The 21,793-nt window shown below is 41.2% G+C and carries 17 protein-coding genes; 7 read left to right on the top strand and 10 right to left on the bottom strand.

The genetic code is table 11. From position 1 onward, the window contains the following. Positions 1 to 4 precede the first annotated feature (4 nt). The 7 genes from FHS60_RS06855 (at position 5) to FHS60_RS06885 (ending at position 12,176) form a co-directional block, all read left to right on the top strand. Positions 5 to 2,386: a transglycosylase domain-containing protein gene (locus tag FHS60_RS06855; RefSeq protein ID WP_244957460.1), complete on the top strand. Its 2,382-nt coding sequence runs from the start codon at positions 5 to 7 to the stop codon at positions 2,384 to 2,386. Positions 2,387 to 2,389: 3 nt separating this feature from the next. Beyond that, the gene (kdsB, locus tag FHS60_RS06860) at positions 2,390 to 3,151 is read left to right on the top strand and encodes a 3-deoxy-manno-octulosonate cytidylyltransferase (RefSeq protein WP_183696890.1); all 762 of its coding nucleotides are present in this window, start codon (positions 2,390 to 2,392) and stop codon (positions 3,149 to 3,151) included. Between the two features lie 3 nt (positions 3,152 to 3,154). Continuing rightward, entirely contained in the window at positions 3,155 to 4,267 is a 1,113-nt protein-coding gene (locus tag FHS60_RS06865) for an MORN repeat-containing protein (protein WP_183696894.1), read from the top strand. Between the two features lie 133 nt (positions 4,268 to 4,400). Continuing rightward, the gene (locus tag FHS60_RS06870; RefSeq protein ID WP_183696897.1) at positions 4,401 to 6,437 is read left to right on the top strand and encodes an alpha amylase C-terminal domain-containing protein; all 2,037 of its coding nucleotides are present in this window, start codon (positions 4,401 to 4,403) and stop codon (positions 6,435 to 6,437) included. Positions 6,438 to 6,482: 45 nt separating this feature from the next. Next, the gene (locus tag FHS60_RS06875; protein WP_183696900.1) at positions 6,483 to 7,631 is read left to right on the top strand and encodes a DUF6057 family protein; all 1,149 of its coding nucleotides are present in this window, start codon (positions 6,483 to 6,485) and stop codon (positions 7,629 to 7,631) included. 848 nt (positions 7,632 to 8,479) lie between these two features. Next, positions 8,480 to 10,873 carry a TonB-dependent receptor gene (locus tag FHS60_RS06880; RefSeq protein WP_244957461.1) on the top strand — a complete coding sequence of 798 codons (2,394 nt, stop codon included), beginning with the start codon at positions 8,480 to 8,482 and terminating at the stop codon, positions 10,871 to 10,873. 34 nt (positions 10,874 to 10,907) lie between these two features. Beyond that, on the top strand, positions 10,908 to 12,176 hold the full coding sequence (locus tag FHS60_RS06885) for a hypothetical protein (RefSeq protein WP_183696902.1): 1,269 nt from the start codon (positions 10,908 to 10,910) through the stop codon (positions 12,174 to 12,176). A 153-nt stretch (positions 12,177 to 12,329) separates the two neighbouring features. Here the strand turns inward: FHS60_RS06885 and FHS60_RS06890 are convergent, their stop codons facing one another. From FHS60_RS06890 to FHS60_RS06935, 10 genes are all read right to left on the bottom strand, one after another. Next, a complete protein-coding gene (locus tag FHS60_RS06890) occupies positions 12,330 to 12,599 on the bottom strand; it encodes a PqqD family protein (protein WP_183696905.1) in 270 nt (89 codons plus the stop codon). 15 nt (positions 12,600 to 12,614) lie between these two features. Beyond that, positions 12,615 to 13,127: a peptidase S41 gene (locus tag FHS60_RS06895; RefSeq protein WP_183696909.1), complete on the bottom strand. Its 513-nt coding sequence runs from the start codon at positions 13,125 to 13,127 to the stop codon at positions 12,615 to 12,617. Beyond that, positions 13,124 to 14,041 carry a hypothetical protein gene (locus tag FHS60_RS06900; RefSeq protein ID WP_183696913.1) on the bottom strand — a complete coding sequence of 306 codons (918 nt, stop codon included), beginning with the start codon at positions 14,039 to 14,041 and terminating at the stop codon, positions 13,124 to 13,126. The genes FHS60_RS06895 and FHS60_RS06900 overlap by 4 nt, the downstream gene beginning before the upstream one ends. 20 nt (positions 14,042 to 14,061) lie before the next feature. After that, a complete protein-coding gene (locus FHS60_RS06905) occupies positions 14,062 to 14,430 on the bottom strand; it encodes a hypothetical protein (RefSeq protein WP_183696916.1) in 369 nt (122 codons plus the stop codon). Positions 14,431 to 14,693: 263 nt separating this feature from the next. Next, complete coding sequence (locus FHS60_RS06910) at positions 14,694 to 15,551, bottom strand: sigma-70 family RNA polymerase sigma factor (protein WP_183696919.1); 858 nt, start codon at positions 15,549 to 15,551, stop codon at positions 14,694 to 14,696. A gap of 33 nt (positions 15,552 to 15,584) precedes the next feature. Next, positions 15,585 to 17,249, bottom strand: a complete 1,665-nt coding sequence (locus tag FHS60_RS06915; protein WP_183696921.1) for a tetratricopeptide repeat protein — start codon at positions 17,247 to 17,249, stop codon at positions 15,585 to 15,587. 3 nt (positions 17,250 to 17,252) lie between these two features. Further along, positions 17,253 to 18,914 carry a DNA repair protein RecN gene (gene recN, locus FHS60_RS06920; protein ID WP_183696924.1) on the bottom strand — a complete coding sequence of 554 codons (1,662 nt, stop codon included), beginning with the start codon at positions 18,912 to 18,914 and terminating at the stop codon, positions 17,253 to 17,255. Positions 18,915 to 18,918: 4 nt separating this feature from the next. Next, positions 18,919 to 19,815 carry a type IX secretion system protein PorD gene (porD, locus tag FHS60_RS06925; RefSeq protein ID WP_183696927.1) on the bottom strand — a complete coding sequence of 299 codons (897 nt, stop codon included), beginning with the start codon at positions 19,813 to 19,815 and terminating at the stop codon, positions 18,919 to 18,921. Continuing rightward, on the bottom strand, positions 19,797 to 20,990 hold the full coding sequence (gene coaBC, locus FHS60_RS06930) for a bifunctional phosphopantothenoylcysteine decarboxylase/phosphopantothenate--cysteine ligase CoaBC (protein ID WP_183696931.1): 1,194 nt from the start codon (positions 20,988 to 20,990) through the stop codon (positions 19,797 to 19,799). The genes porD and coaBC overlap by 19 nt, the downstream gene beginning before the upstream one ends. Beyond that, a complete protein-coding gene (locus tag FHS60_RS06935; RefSeq protein WP_183696934.1) occupies positions 20,987 to 21,757 on the bottom strand; it encodes a 3'-5' exonuclease in 771 nt (256 codons plus the stop codon). The genes coaBC and FHS60_RS06935 overlap by 4 nt, the downstream gene beginning before the upstream one ends. Between the last annotated feature and the right edge of the window lie 36 nt (positions 21,758 to 21,793).

Consider the following 21,793-nt stretch of genomic DNA (forward strand, 5'->3'; position numbering starts at 1 on the left):
CGGAATGAAGAAGTTAATACACATTATGTGGTACGTTTATGGCGCACTTGTCACTATATGCGTTCTTGGTGTGGTTTCGATAAAGCAGGGATGGATTGGTTATATGCCTCCCTTGGATGAACTAAATGATCCTATTGACAAATACGCCTCCCAAATCTTTTCGGCCGATGGAAAGATGCTTGGGACATGGTCTCAAAAGGAAAACCGCATCTTTGTACCCAAAGATAGCATTTCCCCTCATATGTTTGAAGCCTTAGTAGCTACGGAGGACTCACGTTTCTATGACCATTGTGGTATAGATGGTCGAGCGTTGTTACGTGCCATAGTTAAGCGAGGTTTTATGGGGCAGCGTAGTGCTGGTGGAGGCTCTACGATCACACAGCAGCTTGCTAAGCAATTATATTCTTCTACAGCTTCAAATACTTTACAACGTTTGTTTCAAAAGCCTATAGAATGGGTTATTGCTGTAGAGCTAGAGCGTCATTATACGAAAGAGGAAATAATAACGTTGTATCTGAATTATTTTGATTTCCTACATAATGCAGTTGGTATAAAGACCGCGGCAAAAGTCTATTTCAATAAAAGCCCCAAAGACTTGTCCGTATCTGAGTGTGCAATGCTTGTGGGAATGTGTAAGAATCCTGCTTACTTTAATCCTGTGCGTGAGCCAGAGAGAGTTCAAGAGCGCCGTAATGTTGTGCTTGATTTGATGGTCAAAGGAGGATATATCTCTGTTGCAGAGTCGGAAAGTCTAAAGTCTACAGATTTGGGACTTCACTTTCGTCGTATAGACCATAAAGATGGCCAAGCTGCCTATTTGCGTGAGTATCTCCGACGTATTATGATGGCCGAAAAGCCCCAAAGAAAAGATTATATGGCTTGGCAAGAGCAGCAATACTATCAAGATAGTCTTTCTTGGGAAAAAGATCCACTTTATGGGTGGTGTAAGAAGAATTCCAAACGTGATGGCTCTAATTATAATATTTATACAGATGGGCTTCGTATAATTACGACAATTGATAGTCGTATGCAGCAGGATGCAGAAGAGGCTGTCTATGGCCATGTTGCCAATTATTTGCAGAAACAATTTAATAAAGAGAAGAGGGGAAGTGCTAATTTCCCCTACACGTCGTCAATTTCCCAGCGTCAGTTACGTTCTATCTTAGCCCGTTCTGAACAACAGAGCGATCGTTATCGTGCTATGAAGGCAGCAGGAGCTTCTGATGAAGAAATCCGCAAAGCTTTTCATACGAGGACTGATATGACTGTATTCTCTTACCATGGGGAGATAGACACCGTTATGACCCCATTGGATTCAATCAAATACTACAAATCTTTCTTGCGTGCTGGCTTAGTTTCTATTGAGCCCCAATCGGGCTATGTGAAGGCCTATGTTGGAGGACTTGATTTTACACATTTCCAGTACGATATGGCAATGGTGGGGCGTAGGCAAGTAGGTTCTACTATGAAGCCCTTTGTTTATGCGATGGCAATGGAAGATGGGCTTGAACCGAATTATATGGTGCCTAATGTTCAACGCTCTTATGGTAGTTGGACTCCACGGAATGGTAGTCGCCGTCGTTATGGTGAACAAGTACCGCTGAGTTGGGGGCTTGCTCAATCTAATAACTGGGTGACGGCAAACTTGATGGCTCAGGTAGACCCTTCAGGGCATAGACTGATTGATTTCTTACGTGAGGGAGGTATTTCTACTTATAAGCTCTATCCTTCAATGGTGCTATGCCTTGGTCCATGTGAAATTACTGTTGGCGAATTGGCAAGTGCTTACACTATGTTTGTAAATAAAGGTATTCGTTGTGCACCATTACTTGTGTCCCGCATAGAGGATAGTCAAGGGAATATCTTGGCTGAGTTTACTCCGCGCATGAATGAAGTTATCTCGGAGCAGAGCAGCTACAATATGCTGAGGATGCTTGAAGGAGTTGTTAATAGTGGTACGGCCGGCCGGCTGCATTATAAATTCAAGCTTGAAGGTCCATTGGCCGGTAAAACAGGTACGACCAATAATAATGCTGATGGCTGGTTTGTTGGTATTGTCCCACGCCTCGTAACTGCTTGTTGGGTAGGAGGTGAAGATCGCGATATTCATTTTAATTCTACAGCAATGGGGCAAGGTGCAGAGACGGCCCTTCCTATTTTTGCTTATTATCTCACAAAGATTTACCGGAATCCTGCTTTGGGTTACTCGCCTAAAGAGAAATTTCCCTATGAGCAACTAACGAAGTCTGTTGGGGGGAGAGAAAAAACTTCTTCTTCAATTTCTGATGATTCTTCCTCAGATAATGCGGAAGAGCAAAATGGAGAAAAGTCTGTACCGGCACCTCATGGGAAGTCTCAAGTAACGGGGGAACACTTATTTGATTAACGTATGAAATTTTTAGCTTTAATTCCTGCACGATATGCCTCAACACGTTTTCCTGCTAAACCTTTGGCCCGTTTAGGAGGAAAGTATATCATTCAGCGTGTATATGAAGGTGTCAGTAAAGTATTCTCAGATGCTTATGTTGCTACGGACGATAAACGCATTTACGATGTTGTTTTGAGTTTTGGCGGAAATGCAGTAATGACAAGCATGGAGCATAAGAGTGGAACAGATCGTTGTTTTGAAGCTTTGCAGAAGTTAGAAGCCAAAGGCAATAAATATGATGTTGTTGTGAACATTCAAGGTGATGAACCCTTCATAGCTGCATCTCAATTGGAGAGTATAAAAGATTGCTTTGATAATTCCCTGACTCAAATCGCTACTTTGGTGAAACCTTTTGCTTCAGATGCTCCACTTTCTGAATTACTAAATCCTAACTCTCCCAAGGTTGTGCTGAGCAATGAAGGCAATGCGCTTTATTTTAGTAGAAGTGTTATTCCATATCTGAGAAATGTTCCACAAGAAGAGTGGTTGCAACATCACACTTTCTACAAGCATATAGGACTTTATGCATATCGTGCTGACATTTTAGCCACGATAACATCACTTCCTCAAGGAAATCTTGAACAATGTGAGTCACTCGAACAACTTCGCTGGTTGGAAGCAGGGCTAGCCATAAAGGTGAAGGAAACAAATATAGAAACCATCGGCATTGATACTCCTGAAGATTTGCAGCTTGCCGAAGATTTTCTTTCAAATAATCAGTAAAATATGAATATCCGCAATAGCATATTAATATCCCTAATTTCCTTTTCTGCTCTCACAGCCGGAGCTCAAAAGATACAAGTCGGTTCTTTTGTTTTTCGTGATGGATCGGTTTATACAGGCGACCTCTTTAGTGGTAAACCTAATGGACATGGCAAAACAGTTTTCAAAAATGGAGATATATACGAAGGAAGTTATTTGAAAGGCAAGAGACAAGGTACAGGTACTATGGTTTATGCCACAGGAGAGAAGTACGAAGGTCAATGGTTTCAAGATTTGCAGCATGGCCGTGGAGTATATTATGCTTTAAATAATAATCGTTACGATGGACTTTGGTTTAAGAATACCAAGGATGGCCAAGGCATAATGTACTATTACAATGGCGATGTCTATAATGGTACTTGGAAAGAGGATAAGCGTAGTGGTCAAGGAACTTACACCTATAAGAGCGGTGCTTTTTACAAAGGAATGTGGGCGGATGATAAAAAGGAAGGAACTGGGATCTTTGACTGGAAAGATGGTTCCAAGTATGAAGGTTCTTGGTCTGGTAATTTACGTAATGGCCGCGGTACTTTTTTCTATGCGAATGGAGATAACTATTCAGGTGAATGGAAAAATGATATGCAAGATGGGAAAGGCATCTATAAGTTTAAGAATGGTGATGTCTACGAAGGACAGTATCTCCAAGGAGAGCGCACTGGCGAAGGAGTCTTTACTTATGCTAATGGGGACCGTTATGTTGGACAATTCCTCAATGGTGAGCAGAGTGGACAGGGGACTTACACTTGGAAAGGACAAGCATCTTATACGGGGCAATGGAAAAGCAATAAGCGAAATGGATATGGCACATACAAATCAAAAAATAGCTATGAATACCAAGGCTATTGGAAGGATAATATGATGGATGGTGAAGGTGTTCTACGTATGCAATCAGGCGAAAAGTATAAAGGCATATTCCGCAACAATAAAAAAAACGGAAAGTTCACTGTTATCTATGCTGATGGCTCTCGTTTTGATGGTTCTTTCATGGATGATGAGAAGGATGGTAAATATGTAGAATACGACCGTAATGGAAATCTAACTTCAAAAGGAATTTACAGTTACGGGCGCAAACAATAGCACGAAATTAACTGAGGAGGGCTCTTGTCTCTCCTCTCTCTCTTTATATATTTGTATAAAGCACTTTAGTTAATAACCTTTTAACGCAATCTGTCCAATCAAGTATTTGTGCGGAAGGGCTAATTTGATTATTATGAAACAAAAAAGCAAATTCTTGAAACTCGTGAAGAAAGATTCATGGTTAGAGCCTTATAATGATGCCATTCAAGGTCGCCATGATCAGGTGTTATGGAAGCTCAATCAGCTTACCCAAGACGGAAAAACTAGTCTTTCTGATTTTGCAGATGGACATCTCTATTTCGGTTTACATCGCACTGATCGAAATTGGGTTTTTCGTGAATGGGCACCCAATGCCACTAGAATTTTTCTCATAGGTGACTTCAATGGTTGGAAAGAATCAGAGGCTTATGAGCTAAAACCTATTGGCACTTCTGGCAACTGGGAGGTAAACCTTCCGTTATCTGCTATGAAGCATGGTGATCTTTATAAAATGAAGGTCTATTGGGATGGAGGCTCAGGTGAGCGTATTCCTGCCTGGTGTCAGCGCGTAGTACAAGATGATGATACGAAGATTTTCTCTGCGCAGGTTTGGGAACCAGCTGAGAAGTATGTATTTAAAAAGCAAAATTTCCGTCCTAAGCGCAATCCTCTTCTTATTTATGAGTGCCACATAGGAATGGCACAGGATGCAGAGCGTGTAGGCACTTACAATGAGTTTCGCGAGAACGTCCTTCCGCGTATTATTAAGGATGGTTATAACTGTATCCAGATAATGGCAATCCAGGAGCATCCCTACTATGGAAGTTTTGGTTATCATGTCAGCAGTTTCTTTGCAGCTTCTAGTAGGTTTGGTACGCCAGAAGAACTCAAGCAGCTAATTGATGAGGCCCACAAACATGGCATCGCCGTTATTATGGATTTAGTGCAAAGTCATGCAGTCAAGAATGAAGTCGAAGGCCTTGGAAATCTTTGTGGTGATCCTCATCAGTTCTTTTATTCTGGCGAGCGTCGCGAACATCCAGCTTGGGACAGTCTTTGTTTTGATTATGGAAAGAATGAAGTTATTCACTTTCTTCTCTCTAACTGCAAGTATTGGCTGACAGAATTTAATTTTGACGGCTTCCGCTTTGATGGTGTCACTTCGATGCTCTATTATAGTCATGGACTTGGAGAGTCTTTTAATGGTTATGGTGACTATTTTAATGGGCATCAAGACGGCAATGCTATCACTTATCTCACATTAGCTAATCTCTTGATTCATGAAGTCAAGCCTTCAGCCTTTACTATCGCTGAGGAAGTGAGCGGTATGCCTGGTCTTGCTGCGCCGTTTAAGGATGGCGGTTATGGCTTTGATTATCGTATGGCCATGAATATCCCCGACTTTTGGATTAAGTTGATAAAAGAGTTTCGCGATGAAGACTGGAAGCCAAGTTCTATCTTTTGGGAGCTTACAAACCGTAGAGCAGATGAGCATAATATCAGCTATTGTGAAAGCCATGACCAAGCACTTGTGGGCGACAAAACGATTATCTTCCGCTTGATAGATTCTGATATGTATTGGCATTTCCGAATTGGTGATGAGACCATTGGTGTGGATCGAGGTATTGCTCTACACAAAATAATACGTCTCTTAACTGCATCAACCATCAATGGCGGTTATCTTAACTTTATGGGTAATGAATTTGGTCATCCAGAATGGATTGATTTTCCGCGTGAAGGAAATGGGTGGAGCTATAAGTATGCACGTCGTCAGTGGAACTTGGTTGACAACAAAGAATTGTGTTATCAGTATTTGGGCGAGTTTGATCGTTTAATGCTCGAACTTCTCAAATCGGAACGTAATTTCCAGAAGTTGCCGGTTGTTGAGGTATGGCACAATGACGAAGATAAGGTTTTGGCTTATAGTCGTGGTGATCTTTTGTTTGTCTATAACTTAAATCCTCAGCGCAGTTTCACGGACTATGGTTTTCAAGTTCCTGAAGGTACTTATTATATAGCTCTTAATACTGACTCCTATTCTTTTGGGGGGCGTGGTATTATTGGCGATTGTAAGTCCGTATTAACTGATCCAGATCCTTTGCTCAAGAAATATGGCAAAGGCTGGTTGCGCCTCTACATTCCAGCGCGCAGTGGTATAGTTTTGCGCAAAGTAGCTAAGGGAAAACGTTAGATTTATGTAGACGGGAATTTTAATCTCTAATAAGATTGTATTCTCATGAATATAGCAGATTATATCAGACGTAAGAGAGTGCGTGCAATCTTGTGCGCACTCTTTATGGTCTTTGCCACGGTCTATGTTCTTTCCTATGAATGTGATGTAATAGTATTCACTTTTAATAAATTATTGGGAAAAGATAATTTCTACGATACATCTTTAGGTCCATGGCTTCTTATTTTTTCGCTTCTATTCTTGCAACGATTGGTCAGCAAAACTATCTATTTTCGTGATCGCCACTATACTCTCACTTTTTTGCCTTCTGCCATTGTTGCCGTCTTGCTTACATCTTTTGTGCCTTATTGCAATTGGATTTCTTTGCTTGTTACGCTGCTCTGTCTAACCTTTTGGATTGTTCAGCATCGCATTGATTATCGTAGACGCGAGAAGGATCGTAAGCGAGCTAGCTATCGTTTGGTACCCCGCCTCACCTGGCATTGTATGTGGCTCTTAGCACTTATTGCTTATATGGGGTTTGCTGGAAATGCAGATACTTATTTCCATCAAGAACTCAAGATGGCGCGACTCATTTCTGACGGACACTATCGAAGTGTGGTAGATTTCTCCGTAAATCCTCCTGGCACTTCGATTATCACAGCCATGCGAGCTTATGCTCAAAGCCGTTCTGGAAAGAGCATTGCTGACGAACTTTTCCGCTATCCATTGCAAAACGTTGGAGATAGTGTATTGCTGCTTCAGCATCGTGATGCAAAGCGTACTCCCTTTCAAGCATCAGCCATTTTCCAGCAAATTGGAATCTGGCCGCATAGGGGAGAGTCTATATCTCAGTATTTGGAACGAGGGGCAAAGTTCCGTCCTTATGCTTTATTCACCCCCGGGCGCGACTATTACCTCTGTGCCCTTTTGCTCAATAAGCAAATAGATCGTTTTGTGAGTGAGTTTCACAAGTATCATACTTTGAGCGATACGCTCTCTATGCCTCGTGCTTACGCTGAAGCTCTAATTCTCTATCAGCGCATTCGTTCTAACAGACAGGTTCAGTATAAAAATGAATTGTTGGCAGCTAATTATCAAGATTTCATAGATAAGCGTAATAATTATCCCTCTGAGTACGAACGCGCCAATGTCTTGGCAGTTCTATACGGTGATACCTATTGGTGGTACTATTATTATAGTAATTTGAAATAACAGCTATGTAAGTTATTCATAGCTGTTTGTTCTCCGGCGTTTTTTGATTCCGCTTTTACAGGAGATAGAGCTTTCCGACTTATTTATTGCTTGCAGACCTATTTATTGACAAAACGTTTTTCTAATCTAGCGTGAGAAGTTCCTCTCTTTTTCAAAAAACATCTTTGTGTAGCCTTGATTTTTCATGAAGATAGGGTTGAATTTTGCTTTATTGCAGTTTTTTCAAACAAAATCAGCTTTTCCTCCTTAGGAAAAGGCATTTTTTCCCTTATTCTGTTCAAAAATGCAATAAGGAAATGAGTTGACATCCTTATTGCGTTCAAAATTTCCCTTATTGTATTTTCAATTTCTCAAGGAGAAAATAAAATTTGTAGTATAGAAAATAAAATTTCTCCTTGAGAAATTGAAAATAAGCCTATTTTAGTGATGCGCCAAAACTGCGTTATTTCTATTCGTCGGTCTTTTAGTTGAATTTTAAACCATTCTCGGGTGTTTAAAATGCGAATTATGTTTACAAATCTTTTTGTTTTGAGTTCTCTTGTACTACTACATGAAGGCTTGAACTATGAATGTTTAAGTGCGATAAGAGAGCATTAAAATGTGAAGGAAAAGTCTTCTTGTTTTACCATTCTTAGGGTATGGAAGTTTTTTGTTTTCGTTCTACTTTTGCATGCGAAAACGAATCGTAGCGGTCTAGTTTATCAGTGCAATTTTTGTTTGATAGCCTTTTCCTTACGCGGAAGAGCCCTAACGGAGCATATTGTTATCCTAAAAAACTGAAATTTATATTCTTCTGCGTGAACTCTTCTGAGCGTTTAATTTTTAATCTCTTGTGATAAATGACAAAAATGAAGACTAAGAATAATCCTTTTTTAAAGTTGTATTCCTGGACAAAAGAGGCAAAGGGTAGGGGATTTCTACTTTTTGTGTACCTTTTCTTTTGGGGAATACTTTCTGCTGCAGCACAGCAGTCTGTGATTTATGGGAAAGTTTCCGATGCAAAAACTGGTGTTCCTCTTTCTGGAGTTACGTTGTCGATTGCTAAGACAAATGTGCGAACAACTACTGATGCAAAAGGCTTTTATCACTTGACTGTGGTAGAGAACAAACGTGTGTTGCTTCTCGTGCGATGTGTGGGCTATAAGTCCGTGCAGCAAGAATTGATAGGAAAGGATAGTTTGTCTTACAATATCTCACTGCAAAGCACTGAAAAAATTCTTGGCGAAGCTACGGTAGTGGCGCGAAGTGAAATTCGAGCATTGAAAGAATCTGCTATGCCTATTTCTGTTATCGGGCAACGGCAGTTGCAGGGGACGGCTTCAAACATCAACGATGTTTTGGCACGCACCGTGGGCATTACGATAAGGAATACGGGAGGCTTGGGCAGTGCTTCGCGCATTTCAGTACGTGGACTTGAGGGAAAGCGCATGGGAATGTATATAGATGAAACTCCTATGTCACAATTGGGCAATTTCGTGGCGCTCAACGATATTCCTACAGATATGATTGAGCGCATTGAGGTGTATAAAGGTATAGTACCATATAAGTTTGGAGGTTCTGCACTTGGAGGTGCCGTTAATGTAGTTCTAAAAGAGTATCCTCCTGTTTATATGGACTTTTCTTACGAGTTAGGATCGTTCAATACCCATCAGGCTTCAACTATTTTTAAGCGTACCGACCGTAAGAGTGGTTTGCAATTTGGTATAGGCGGTGTTTTCTCTTTCTCAAAGAACAACTATAAGATGAAGCTGACAAATCTTGATAATCGTATTGTAAGAAGAGATCACGATAGTTTTCATAAAATTATTGGCGGTGGATCTATAAAAGCCACAAAGTGGTGGTTTGATGAAATGAAGTTGGAGGCTGTTTTCATGAAGACGCGACAAGAGGTGCAAGGCATCGACCTAGATGTGAGAGAGGCCTGCAATCACTCCACAAGCTTTGTGACGGCATTCTCACTGAAGCGCAAAAACTTCTTCCTTGATGGTCTTGATTTCGACTTTGATGCTGGATACGTTTGGGGCTGGTATGGTTTGCAGGATAAGGCAAAGCATCGCTACGACTGGGATGGGCGAGAATTGCCACCTGTGTCTTCTTTTGGTGGAGAACAGAATAATTATCCTTCGGATGGAAAGAATAAATCAAAAGAATTTATCTCAAAATTTAATATGGGCTATACGATCGATGAGCATCATTCTATCAATCTTAATATCTATGCCGACCGCACACGGTTGAATCCTAGCGATTCATTAATGGATAAGGCTTTAGGCTTCAAGTCCAATTTTCCTAGTAGAATGACCACTTTTACTGTTGGCTTTTCCTATGATTTATCGCTTTTTGACGGACGATTTCAAAATGCCTTTACACTGAAAAACTTTTACTTCTCTTCTCATTCGCGCAGTATCAACGTATTCTCAGTAACTTCACCAGAACCTGTCCATATCTCAAAAAAATATGTGGGATTCAGTGATGCTATGCGCTACAAGTTTAGCCCTGACTTGATGCTCAAGACTTCCTTTAATTCGGAGGTTCGCATCCCAACAAGCGAGGAACTTATAGGCAACGGTTCTTCTATTTTGGCCTCGCCAGCTCTGAAACCTGAGCGAACAATAGGGGTAAATGTCGGCCTGCTCTATCGTCGGGTGAAAAATGATGGGCGTCTCATAGAATTGGAACTGAATACTTTCTACAATCATTTGACCGATATGATACGCTTTACTCCTGATGTGATACCAACTATGGCGCGATACCGCAACTTTGGAAGTGTGAGCACGAAAGGAATAGAAATGGATGTAAAAGGAGATATTTTGCCATGGCTTTATCTTTATGCCAACGGAACTTATCAAGACTTGCGCGATGTTAGACAGAATATCCCTGGTACGGCTGTAGAGAATCCCACTTACAATAAGCGTATTCCAAATGTGCCCTACTTGCTATTCAATTTTGGAGCAGAATTTCACAAAGAAAATCTCTTTGGAGGAAAGGAGCAAAATTCTCGCTTTCTTTTCGATGCGTCTTATATTCATCAGTATTTCTACGATTTTGAAGTAAGTCGCTATCAAGAGCGCAAGATACCCACTTCTTTCACAATGGATGTGGCTTTAGAGCATAGCCTAAAAAAGAATCGCTGGACATTTACGCTGAAAGTGAAAAATTTGGCCGACCGCCGCATAATGTCTGAACTGAATCGCCCTCTACCAGGCCGTTATGTGAGCTTTAAGGTGAGATATTTATTTAAGTAGGCAATCAATAATTTTTAATTCTAAAATATAACTAATGAGAAATCTAAAATCAATGCTTGCAGTTGCTATGGTGGCAACTCTTGTTTGTGGATGTAGTAAGGACGATCCCTCTCCTAATCCAACTCCTAATCCTCACGGAAAAACTTTTGCGGGGGTAGTCTTTGCCACAGGTATTACAAATCCTGAAGGAAATAGTGGAAGTGTCTATATGCAGGCACTTACCGACTTATTGCCAGGAACCTACGACAACTCAAACAGCATTCCCGTGGGCTTTGGCTCTACTCCGATTGCAACAGAATCTGGAAATATCTATGCTTTTCCTGACTATATGGGCAATACAAAGGCAGAGATTGTACGCTATCGCTTGGATGCTGCCGGAAAATGGATGAAACAGGGAGCTCTGCCAATCCCCGCGGGGGCTGCTGCTGCCAATATCGTGGAACTTAATAGCGAAAAAGCATATGTCAGTTTGCAAGGTCTCGGAATTGTTATGGCTTTCAATCCAACGACGATGACGAAACTAACAGATATTGATCTTAATTCGCTCAAACAGCCAGAAACGAATGTTTCGCCTGCTGCTATGATTATCCGCGATGGTAAACTATTTGTAGGTCTCAATCAAATGAATGCACAATATATGCCAGCGCGCAATAATATTGAGTTGGCTTTGATAGATACGAAAACAGATAAATTGGAAAAGCACATTGTCAATACAACTCTGGGGTTGAGTTTCGCAACACGACCGATTGACGCTGGCTCTATCTTTATGGATGAACAGAAGAATATCTATATAAATTGTATTGGTGCATTTGGCTTTATCCCACAATTCCCGGGTGGTATTGTGCGCATCAAGAATGGTTCAACAGATATTGATCCTAACTATTGTATTCACTTTAATAAGACAGACGTTGCAGGCTTGTCTACCAAGCACGCCGATTTTCTTAGTACAATCCTTTATGCAGGCGACGGAAAAGCTTATGCTTATCTCAACTCCTTTGCTCTTGATCCCAACGGCTTGGAGAATCCCTATGTTAGCATGACGAACGTTCCTATAGAGATTGACTTGAAGCAGAAAACGATGAGTGTGATTCCAGGAATGGAAGTTTCTAATCCGCAGGGCATCGCGATTGCACGCCACAAGAATGTGATTGTTTTCGGTAGTGCAAATAAAAAAGCAAATGGATTTTATATCTATAATCCTGCAACCAAGCAGGTTGAAGGACCTATTATTACAGTAAAGGGCAATCCGAGCTTCTTCCATAGCTTTGCTAAAGTTGGAAATCCTGTTAGCAAGACTCGCTAGTATCTTAGACTTTATCAAATGATAAGGGCGACCTTTTGATGGTCGCCCTTATTTTGTCCTTTATTGTTTGTGTGGAACTTTCTGAAAAGAAGAAACGCAACCAGAACTGTATATGATTCGTCTGGTTACGCTTAAAAATTCTTACAGAAAGTGTTATGCTTCGAGTATTCTTAGCTTTTTCCATTCCTCAACGAGAGCGTGAACATCTTGTTGAGCTGTTTGAGTATCGACGTCGTATTCTTCGCAAAGAGCCACAGTAAGCTGTTCTTCAGAAAAATCTTCATTGCAAACTTTTTCCCATAGGAAAGCTGCCGACTCGTTTAGGTTTATCATCTTGCTGAAGTCGAGGTTTTCAATTCCTTGAGGGATGATAACTTTCTCTCCGCATACGTCGCGGAGTTCTAATCCTTTTTTTACTCGCATGGTTATTTTCTTTGTTTATTGTTCAAGTTTGATAGGGAAAAGGCGAAGCCAGATATGCCTATATGCCGCTAAAATCCAGCGACGAATAGGTGTGAGAAATATCCAGATGCGTGAATAGATGCGCCATTTTAATCCTGTTACTAAGTCGGGTGTCTGTCGGCCTTTGCGATAAAATCCTAAGGCTATTCCCACAATGTCCTTCTGCTCGCACACCTCTCTTCCTATGATATTGCCATCACCACGAAGGATGATTCTGTCTCCCTCAATCTGAATGACACGATGGAGTACATAGCGTGGTGCACTGATAACTTCGTCGGTCGTTGCTCCGCAGAGGCATGCGCTGGCAAGAATTACATCGCCCACTTTTGGCTTTTCGTTACACGGACCCAGCAATACTTTGTCGCGCCGGTCTTCTACAAAGATGCGCATACTAAAGCCGCGGACATGAAACGTGGCCGTATGTCCTTCGTCTATTAAGTCTTTGATTTTGGGTATAAAAGTGTCGTTAGGTAAAGCGATTGTTTTCATGCTTTGTCAGCGTTTATGAAAACGTATTTTTTGCCCGTACAAGCTTCGAAGCTTATCTTCGCAGCTTCTTCGTCTGGGCGATTTTTTAGATGGAAGACAGGAACGATACTAGCTACAGCACTGGCTGTATCGCAGATAGCGTTGTAGGAGGATTTGTCCCAAATCATGGTAGAACATGAGGAGAGAATTGTTGCAAAACCTTGTAGCTTGTGTTCTTTCTCAATGATATTTTCAGGGGCTTGCTCTAAGCGTACATAAGCTCCTATAGGAACGCTTAATTGACGGTAGAAATTACGTTTTCCACTCCAAGGAGTGCCATATACAAAAGGCTTTCCATCCACTACGCGTATTGCGGGATTATCGTCATTGAGGATTTCTGTTCCTGGAATATATTTGTTCCATAAATCGTTATGAGTGCTCTTACCAGTACCGCTCTTTCCTAGGAATAAGTAGCCACGGCCGTCGTGTAGAGCTACAGAGGAATGCATCAGCAATATGCTATGGTGCGCTCCAGCAAAGGCAAAGGCCACCATCATTGCATTGTTAAGACCAAAAGCTCTGTTGAGCAGATTACCAAAGAGGGATATCTGACAATCGGAAAAGTTGGCATTGGTCTGGAGGGCACATGCTTTTTCGCCATTCAGGTTGGAAATAATCATCTTATAGCCTCCATTGGGTAATAAGTAGACGCCGTGGTTATTGCCTCCACAGTCAAATTGCCCTACCTCTGAACCTTCGGGCTCGTCATTAACGAGACCATCGCCAACGGTCATTGTAAACATTAGATTCTCCTTGGTTTCTTTAACGTAGAAAGGAGCGTATGTCTCTAGATAGCGGCGGCCGTCAACGTCGTCTAAAAAGTGAACGCGCAGATAGGCTCCGGCAATGCAGAAAGAAAGATCTTGCTTATTCATTTCTTGAAAGTCTGATAAAATTATTGTTCCTCAGTTTTATGAAATGCAGGAACACTGAATTGGAAGTCAGCGGAAGAAATTTCTTTGAGAGTACCAGGTTTTTCCTTGTTCATTCTTCTGCGAAGTTTCAAGTATTTCTTTTCTAATTTATTGCGATCTGTTGCGAAGAAAATAGCACAAGTTTGATTGCTTTGGTATTTAGCCTCCAAATACTGTTGAAACTCTGCAGCATAGGTACTGCGATACTCAAGAAAACCTGTCTTCTTTTGAAGGGAAGCCCCTTGCAAATCTTGTACAGCAGATATATAAACGATGGAGTCTTTAAAGCTTGTGCTTACTCCAAAAACATAAATTCTGCCATCATCTTTGGCTTGCATGGCTATAGCCATGAGCATGGCGATAAAACCGAGGAATATCCTTTTCATTCTAATTTGTTATTTCTCTGCAAAGATAGTATTTTACCATGAATTGCAAGTTTTAGTTCCTTATATAATGGATAAAGAACTAAAAATCACTTTCTTTGTGAGAATTTAAATACCTACGAATAGAAAACTCTATCCCTGAGTGAAGACTAAGGATGGTAACTAACTGTATAATATGAAAAATCTGCAAGCGGTTTTAGGTTGCTTGCAGATTGGAGACCCTTAAAAATTTAGAGATATGTTTTTAGAATTGTACATTCATGAGCATTGCGCAGAAGGCTGATACCTTTTTCTTTGATTTGTCGGACTCGTTCTCGACTCAGATTCATCTTTTCGCCGATTTCTTCTAAACTAAGTTCGGGATAGCCGATGCCGAAGAACATTTGTACGATTTGGCGTTCTCTTTCTGGCAGTTGATGAAGGGCTCGATCTACTTCTTCTTTCAATGATTCGTTTGCGAGATGGCTATCGGTAGATGCATTCTCGGGGTTATAGAGCAAGTCTAGTAGACAACTATCCTCATCCTCAATGAGTGGGGCATCGAAAGAAATATGTTTTCCTGATGAGTGCAGAGCTGTTGATATCTTATCTGGTTCTAGTCCTGTTCCGTCTGCTATTTCCTCAATCGAGGGTTTGCGTTCGTTCTTTTGTATAAACTCATTGTAGAATCTCATCACACGGCTGGCATAACCCACTTGGTTCTGAGGAAGGCGTACGATACGACTTTGTTCTGCTAAAGCTTGTAAGATAGATTGTCGAATCCACCATACAGCATAAGAGATAAATTTAAAACCACGGGTTTCATCGAAACGCTTTGCTGCCGTAATAAGTCCGAAATTTCCTTCGTTGATAAGATCTATAAGACTCAATCCTTGACCTTGATACTGCTTGGCAACGGAAACGACAAAACGTAGGTTTGCGCTGGCTAGTTTGTTGAGCGCTTTATCATCGCCGGTCTTGATGCGACGCGCGAGTTCAACTTCTTCGTCAGCATTGATGGTTGGTTCTTTACTAATATCTTGCAGATACCGCTCCAAGGATTCTCCTTCGCGGTTGGTAATCATCTGCAGAATCTTCAACTGTCTCATAGGTTCAAGATTAGAAGGTTGAAAGATGTATTTTTATTGGTATTTCTTTATGAAAGATTCTACTGAAGTATCGCCGAGTTGCTTTGCTTTGTTTAGATAGCTAATAGCCTTTGTCTTGTTTTTTAGTTCTCCATAGGCAATTCCTAGGAAGCGGTACGCATCTGCATTATCGGGGAGCTCCTTTATCAAAGCTTCTCCTGCATCAACCGCTGTTTGGAACTCACCAGCAATAAGCCATAAAGAAACTTCTTCGAGGCGATAATCGAAGTATTCAGGTTTCTGAGACAGGGTCTGCGCATAGCGGATGTCATCAATGGCTTGTTTGTACATACGACATGAACGTTCGGCTTGCTCGCGAATATAATAAAAATTTGCAGTAAGGGATGCGGGACCCATTGCACTTTCATAATCATTGTAGTCTGCAACAGCTTGGCGGAACTTACCAAGGCGTGTCAGATACTGAGCACGAACGAAGAGATAGTTTGCATCACTTTTGCTATAAGGCTTATTGAGGCGACTCACACAGCTATCAAGAAGGGCCAAAACTTTTGTGCTGTCGCCTTTCATAAAGGATAGTGCGTTGGCAGCTGCATAGAAAGATTCTGGAGAGGAAAAGTTTGTGGTATTTACTTTATTATACGCATCATAGGCCTTGTCGTATTGCTTATCGGCGTATAGGCAGTGGCCTTGCTGCATGAGGTAGAGCGGATTTGGATTAGCTTGATAGGCTAGTTCTGCTTCTTCTAAAGCGCGCGGAAGTGTCCAATCTGACTTGTTGGGAGTTCGCAGGGCAACGTTATACATGAGTTTGCTAAGAGTAAAGTGTATGCCATCAGCTTTAATTGTTGATTTTTCTGTATTTTTTGAAAGAGCTGTCTTAAAGTCTTTTTCGGCGAGAGAGTAAAGTTCTTTTGTAGCATAGAACGTACCGCGATTAACGAATCCCTCTGCATTGTCGGGGTATGTCTCAATGAAATCATTGAGTGTTGTTACATAGGTCGTACTATCAGCAGAACTTAGAAGGTAAATATAGGCTAGTGCTGCTTTCTCGTCAGCAGGAAGTGCCTTTTGGATCTTGATTTCCTTTAAATCGGTATTGAGTGCCCCCGTCTCTGTGATATTAAGCGTATTGATGGCTTTTATATCAAGAGCACAAGCTGTAGTTGCTCCGTTTGTGAAGTTCTTTTGTACGATGGCAGCTACGCGGCGATTGTTGTCGATAAGTGGGCAGCCAAAGTTCTTATCAACATTCTGAGCATTAAGGTCAAAGTATTTGTACTGGTTAAAGTCGGATACATTCGTGATAATGGCTGAAACTCCATCGCTTTTATAGTTTGCTAAATGGAGTAGTGAGCCATTGTCTGGCATTGTAGTGGCCTGTTCTAAAAAGGGTGTTTTGCGGGCGTCAGTGCGGAACTTTGTTAGGTCAAGGACACTATTCGCTCCCAGGATGCGAACTACATTATATTTTTTCCCTTTAGCATCAATAATTTCTGCTCGGTAAGCACCTTTTAAAAGATTGAAGGAGACGACTCCTTCTCCTTGATTGTTGATGAAAAAGCCATAGCCATTGGCCAATATAGTACCATCGGCTTTATACGCAAATATGTTGAAGACTGCATCAGAGGGACCTGAAATACCTATAAAAGGGAAGATCGTAGATAGAGTTAAGGTGAAGGAAAATAATAGTTTACGCATGTTTTATTGAAGTTTTAGTAAGGATTTTGCATTGTTGATAGCAGCGTCAGTCATTTGTGCTCCCGAAAGCATATTTGCAATTTCTTGTATGCGTTCCTCGGTGGATAATAAATCTATATGACTTGACGTGCCGTGTTCATTTTCTTTTTTGAATACGCGATAATGATAGACGCCAATCGCTGCAATTTGCGGGAGATGAGTGATGCAGAGAACCTGGCAATTTTCCGCCATACGGTTCATTACTTCTGCCATTTTTTCCGCCATAGTACCTGAAACGCCTGTGTCGATTTCATCAAATACAATTGTAGGTAAGTTGCGACATTGTGAGATTATGGCTTTTAAGGAAAGCATCAATCTAGCTATTTCACCGCCTGATGCAATTTGTGCTACATCCTGCATTGCCATATTTTTATTAGCACTGAAGAGGAACGTGACTTTATCAATACCATTATTATCAGGTAGACTTCGGCGCTCAAAAGAGAAACTAAGGCGGACACCTGGCATTCCCAGTTCTTGCAGTTGGGCGATGAGTTCTTTCTCAATTTTTTCTGCTGCTTTTTTGCGACTAGCAGTCAGCTCTTTCGCTGCGGCATACATCGCTTGTTCTGCTTTTCTGACTTCTGCAGTTTTCTTTGCTACTTCTTCATCGATGTTTTCAATTTTGTTGATGAAGTTTTTAAGTTCCTCCTGCTTTATTAGCAACTCTGCAATAGTTTCGACATTGTGTTTCTTTTCAAGCGAATAGATTGTATTAAGTCGGTCATCAACAAAAGCTTGGCGCTCAGGGTCAAACTCAACAGATTCTAGTTGATGTTCTAGTTCATCGGCAATGTCTTCAAGTTCTATCTGTACACTGTCTATTCTTTCTGCGAGAGAGCCTGCAATGGGGAAAACCTTTTGTATAGATGAAAGAATCTGACTACTGATTTTCAGTTCTATGACAGGATTGTGCTCCTCGGTAGAAAAAAGTCCTGACGCCTGGAAAAGGCTTTGTTTTATTTCTTCTGCATGAGAAAGCGTGTTTGATTCTTCTTCTAACTGTTCCTGCTCGTTTTCTACGAGTTGTGCTTCTTCGAGTTGTTGTAGCTGGAATTTGAAAAACTCTGTATCACTCTTATCTTTTGCTGCCTGCTCTTGGAGCTTTGTTAATTCTGCGTTAGCACGTTGCCATGCAGAGTATTGTGTAGTATAGTTCAATAATACTTGGGGAGTGGCAGCTATGGTATCGAGTGTTTCTATGAGGAAATGCTCGTGCCCCAAAAGTAAGTTTTGGTGCTGTGAGTGTATATCTATTAAATGGCTGCTTACTTCTTTTAGAAGAGAAAGTGGGACAGGGCTATCGTTGATGAAGGCGCGACTTTTTCCTTGTATGGTGACTTCGCGGCGCACAATGCATTCCTTTTCATCGAAATCAATGTCATTGTCTTTTAATAACTTTTCAAGTTGAAATCCCTTTACTTGAAAGATTGCTTCGATATAACATTTCTTTTCTCCTGTCTTGATGGCCTTAGCGTCAGCCCGCTGCCCCATGATGAGACCTAAAGCTCCAAGAATTATACTCTTTCCGGCACCCGTTTCACCTGTGATGACAGAGAAACCATTTGAAAAGTTGATATCTAACTTCTCAATGAGCGCATAATTGCTTATGTGTAAGTGCTGTAGCATAGTTTTATTTCATTTGTCGCCAAGACGAATTCTTTGATGCATTGATATTGGATAGTATTTCTACAATCTTTTCTTTTTCTGCTGTAGTACCTTTTCCTTTGTAAATATTAACCAATTCGTCGGCTTTTATGTCTGTAAAAACTAGTGGTAGGGAAGAGAGTGATTTGTTTTCGTGCGATTTTTGTAAAAGTCCTATAGCTTCTGAAATAGCTGCTCGTCCGCGGTCTGCATTTTCAGCCATGATGTCAAGTCCTTCTCTGTAGTATTTATATTGCATACGGCGGAATGGCTCCATTCCACTATCTAACATGTCATTGATAATAGCATATCGGTTCTTAGAATCGTCAAAAGCTTTCCAACCTTTAGACGGAAAATTCTGAGCATTATTCACAATGCTTTGTGCTACTGTCAATGCATCGGTTCCTCCAAGGGGTGACATGGTATCATTATCTATTCCTATAATTAAATAGGCGTAGTATGCAACAAGAGCTGTCAATTCATTATCAATAACATCTGGGCGAAATTCTAATTTATCGTACTGTTGGAAGCGGAAGTTGAACGAGGGATCTTGAATACTAAAAGCAGTGGTAGTATAAGAAGCATTATAAACAGGGCGGACACTTTGCACGCTGAGAGTACACTCAAACGAATTATCTGATTCGTTGTATTTATTTACAATAATATTGAATGTACACCTAATTCTTTCGTTCTTCCGAAATTGCATATTCGTCCACTGGCGGGTATTGATAAATTCCGTCAGTTGTTGCTGCAAATCATCGAAAACCGCAGTTGAGGACTGGTTAATCTTCTGATGATTAATACTAACCTTAGCTTCAAGTTCTTGAGCTTTGACTTGCGTACAGAGCGCAAGGAAAAAAAGTATTATTCGAATAATCCGCATAAGAAATCTATAATGTCCCGTGCCACTTCTGTTTTATTTTTCAGTGGATAGGGATACTCTTTTTCATTATTTAGAATAGTGATTCGATTTGTGTCGTATTGAAAACCTGCATCTTTATCGTTGAGAGAATTAAGAACAATAAAATCCAGATTTTTTTTCTTTAGTTTCAGACGTGCGTTGTTGTGCTCATCTGTTGTTTCAAGAGCAAAGCCCACAAGCCTTTGATGGGGCATTTTTGCAGCTCCAAGGGCCGCTGCAATATCTTGCGTAGGTTTTAGCTCAAGAGTCAGATTTTCTCCCTTACGTTTTATCTTCTCACTGGCTGTTTGTGCCATGGTAAAATCAGCAACTGCCGCGCAAAGAATCGCTGCATTAGCTTTTTTGAATTTTTCTGTGGCTGCTTCGTACATTTGCTGTGCACTTTCAACATCTGTGCGAACGATATTTGGGTGATGCGTAGTAAGATTTACTGGGCCAGCAATGAGTTCTACTTTTGCTCCTCGTGCTGCACATTCCTCCGCTAATGCAAACCCCATTTTTCCGCTGGAGTAATTACCAATGAAGCGTACAGGATCAATTTTTTCGTAGGTAGGGCCTGCTGTAATGACTATTGTTTTTTCTGCCAAACATTGTTGGGCGTTGAAAAAAACTTTGAGATTTTCATATATTTTCTCAGGTTCCTCCATTCTGCCTTTTCCTACGAGATGACTGGCCAATTCTCCTTGTGTAGGTTCTATGATATAGTTGCCACGTTGCTTCAGAATTTCGAGATTCTCCTGCGTAGAAGCATGGGCAAACATGTCCAAATCCATTGCTGGAGCTATAAAAACTGGAGCCTTCATTGATAAGTATGTTGTGATGAGCATATTGTCGGCAATCCCGTGAGCCATCTTTCCAAGTGTGGCTGCCGTTGCAGGTGCAACAATCATTGCGTCCGCCCATAATCCGAGGTCTACATGGCTGTGCCAAGTGCCATCGCGCTGTGAGAAGAAGTCGCTGATCACTGGCTTAGACGTTAGAGCCGATAAAGTGATGGGTGTGATAAATTCTTTGCCAGCAGGTGTGATAACAACTTGTACTTCTGCTCCCGCTTTAATAAGCAGGCGTATGAGTGTACACGCTTTATAGGCAGCTATGCTGCCAGAGATTCCGAGGAGAATATGCTTGCCTTTCATCGTGTCGCAGTATTCAGGCGTAAGCGCATAAGAGTTTGTTTGGTGTCTTGTGTGAAATCGCCTTGCATCATCCAGCCAAAATAGCCAGAATCTCGTTGCAAAACATCTGCAACAGACTGCCCCTTATATTTTCCAAAGTTGAATACGGGAGTTCCTTGCTCATCGTAGACAAAGCGACCTGCTAAGTCTACATTTTTGTTCTGGCGTGAAAACTCTGCAAGCCATTCTATATTGTTGTGAAGCTCTTCTCCGTACTTATCAAGCTGAGCCTGCAGAACCTCGTAAGTAGCTTTCGTATCAGCCAAAGCCGTGTGAGCATTCGTGAGGTCTTGGTTACAATAGAATTTGTAGGCAGCTGAAAGATTGCGCTGTTCCATCTTGTGGTAGATAGTTTGGACATCCACCAAGCGGCATTTGGATATATCAAAGTCTGCACCAGCGCGTGCAAATTCTTCTACGAGGAGAGGAACATCAAACTTATTAGAGTTAAACCCTGCTAAATCGGCTCCTTGAAAGATAGCAGCTAGTTCTCCTGCTTTATCTTTGAAATAGGGGCAGTCCGCAACATCTGAATCATAGATTCCATTCACGGCTGATGCTTCAGCCGAAATATGGATTCCAGGATTAAAGCGAATAACCTGCGATTCCTCGTTACCATTGGGGTAAACTTTTATAAAACAAAGTTCGACAATGCGGTCACTGGATATATTTAGGCCAGTGGCTTCAATGTCGAAGAATATAATGGGGCGTGTAAGTTGAAGTTTCATTCTGTCTTTATGTAAAAAAGAATTATACATTACAGC

It is taken from the genome of Alloprevotella rava, from assembly GCF_014195585.1.
Taxonomy (GTDB): Bacteria; Bacteroidota; Bacteroidia; order Bacteroidales; family Bacteroidaceae; genus Alloprevotella; species Alloprevotella rava.

Bases quoted from the DNA above. Each gene is read 5' to 3' on its own strand.
- FHS60_RS06875 (WP_183696900.1), top strand. From the start codon at position 6,483: ATGAATATAGCAGATTATATCAGACGTAAGAGAGTGCGTGCAATCTTG.
- FHS60_RS06910 (WP_183696919.1), bottom strand. From the start codon at position 15,551: ATGAGACAGTTGAAGATTCTGCAGATGATTACCAACCGCGAAGGAGAA.
- FHS60_RS06900 (WP_183696913.1), bottom strand. From the start codon at position 14,041: ATGAATAAGCAAGATCTTTCTTTCTGCATTGCCGGAGCCTATCTGCGC.
- FHS60_RS06915 (WP_183696921.1), bottom strand. From the start codon at position 17,249: ATGCGTAAACTATTATTTTCCTTCACCTTAACTCTATCTACGATCTTC.
- recN (WP_183696924.1), bottom strand. From the start codon at position 18,914: ATGCTACAGCACTTACACATAAGCAATTATGCGCTCATTGAGAAGTTA.
- porD (WP_183696927.1), bottom strand. From the start codon at position 19,815: ATGCGGATTATTCGAATAATACTTTTTTTCCTTGCGCTCTGTACGCAA.
- FHS60_RS06870 (WP_183696897.1), top strand. From the start codon at position 4,401: ATGAAACAAAAAAGCAAATTCTTGAAACTCGTGAAGAAAGATTCATGG.
- FHS60_RS06885 (WP_183696902.1), top strand. From the start codon at position 10,908: ATGAGAAATCTAAAATCAATGCTTGCAGTTGCTATGGTGGCAACTCTT.
- FHS60_RS06905 (WP_183696916.1), bottom strand. From the start codon at position 14,430: ATGGCTATAGCCATGCAAGCCAAAGATGATGGCAGAATTTATGTTTTT.
- FHS60_RS06890 (WP_183696905.1), bottom strand. From the start codon at position 12,599: ATGCGAGTAAAAAAAGGATTAGAACTCCGCGACGTATGCGGAGAGAAA.
- kdsB (WP_183696890.1), top strand. From the start codon at position 2,390: ATGAAATTTTTAGCTTTAATTCCTGCACGATATGCCTCAACACGTTTT.
- FHS60_RS06880 (WP_244957461.1), top strand. From the start codon at position 8,480: ATGAAGACTAAGAATAATCCTTTTTTAAAGTTGTATTCCTGGACAAAA.
- coaBC (WP_183696931.1), bottom strand. From the start codon at position 20,990: ATGAAAGGCAAGCATATTCTCCTCGGAATCTCTGGCAGCATAGCTGCC.
- FHS60_RS06855 (WP_244957460.1), top strand. From the start codon at position 5: ATGAAGAAGTTAATACACATTATGTGGTACGTTTATGGCGCACTTGTC.
- FHS60_RS06895 (WP_183696909.1), bottom strand. From the start codon at position 13,127: ATGAAAACAATCGCTTTACCTAACGACACTTTTATACCCAAAATCAAA.
- FHS60_RS06935 (WP_183696934.1), bottom strand. From the start codon at position 21,757: ATGAAACTTCAACTTACACGCCCCATTATATTCTTCGACATTGAAGCC.
- FHS60_RS06865 (WP_183696894.1), top strand. From the start codon at position 3,155: ATGAATATCCGCAATAGCATATTAATATCCCTAATTTCCTTTTCTGCT.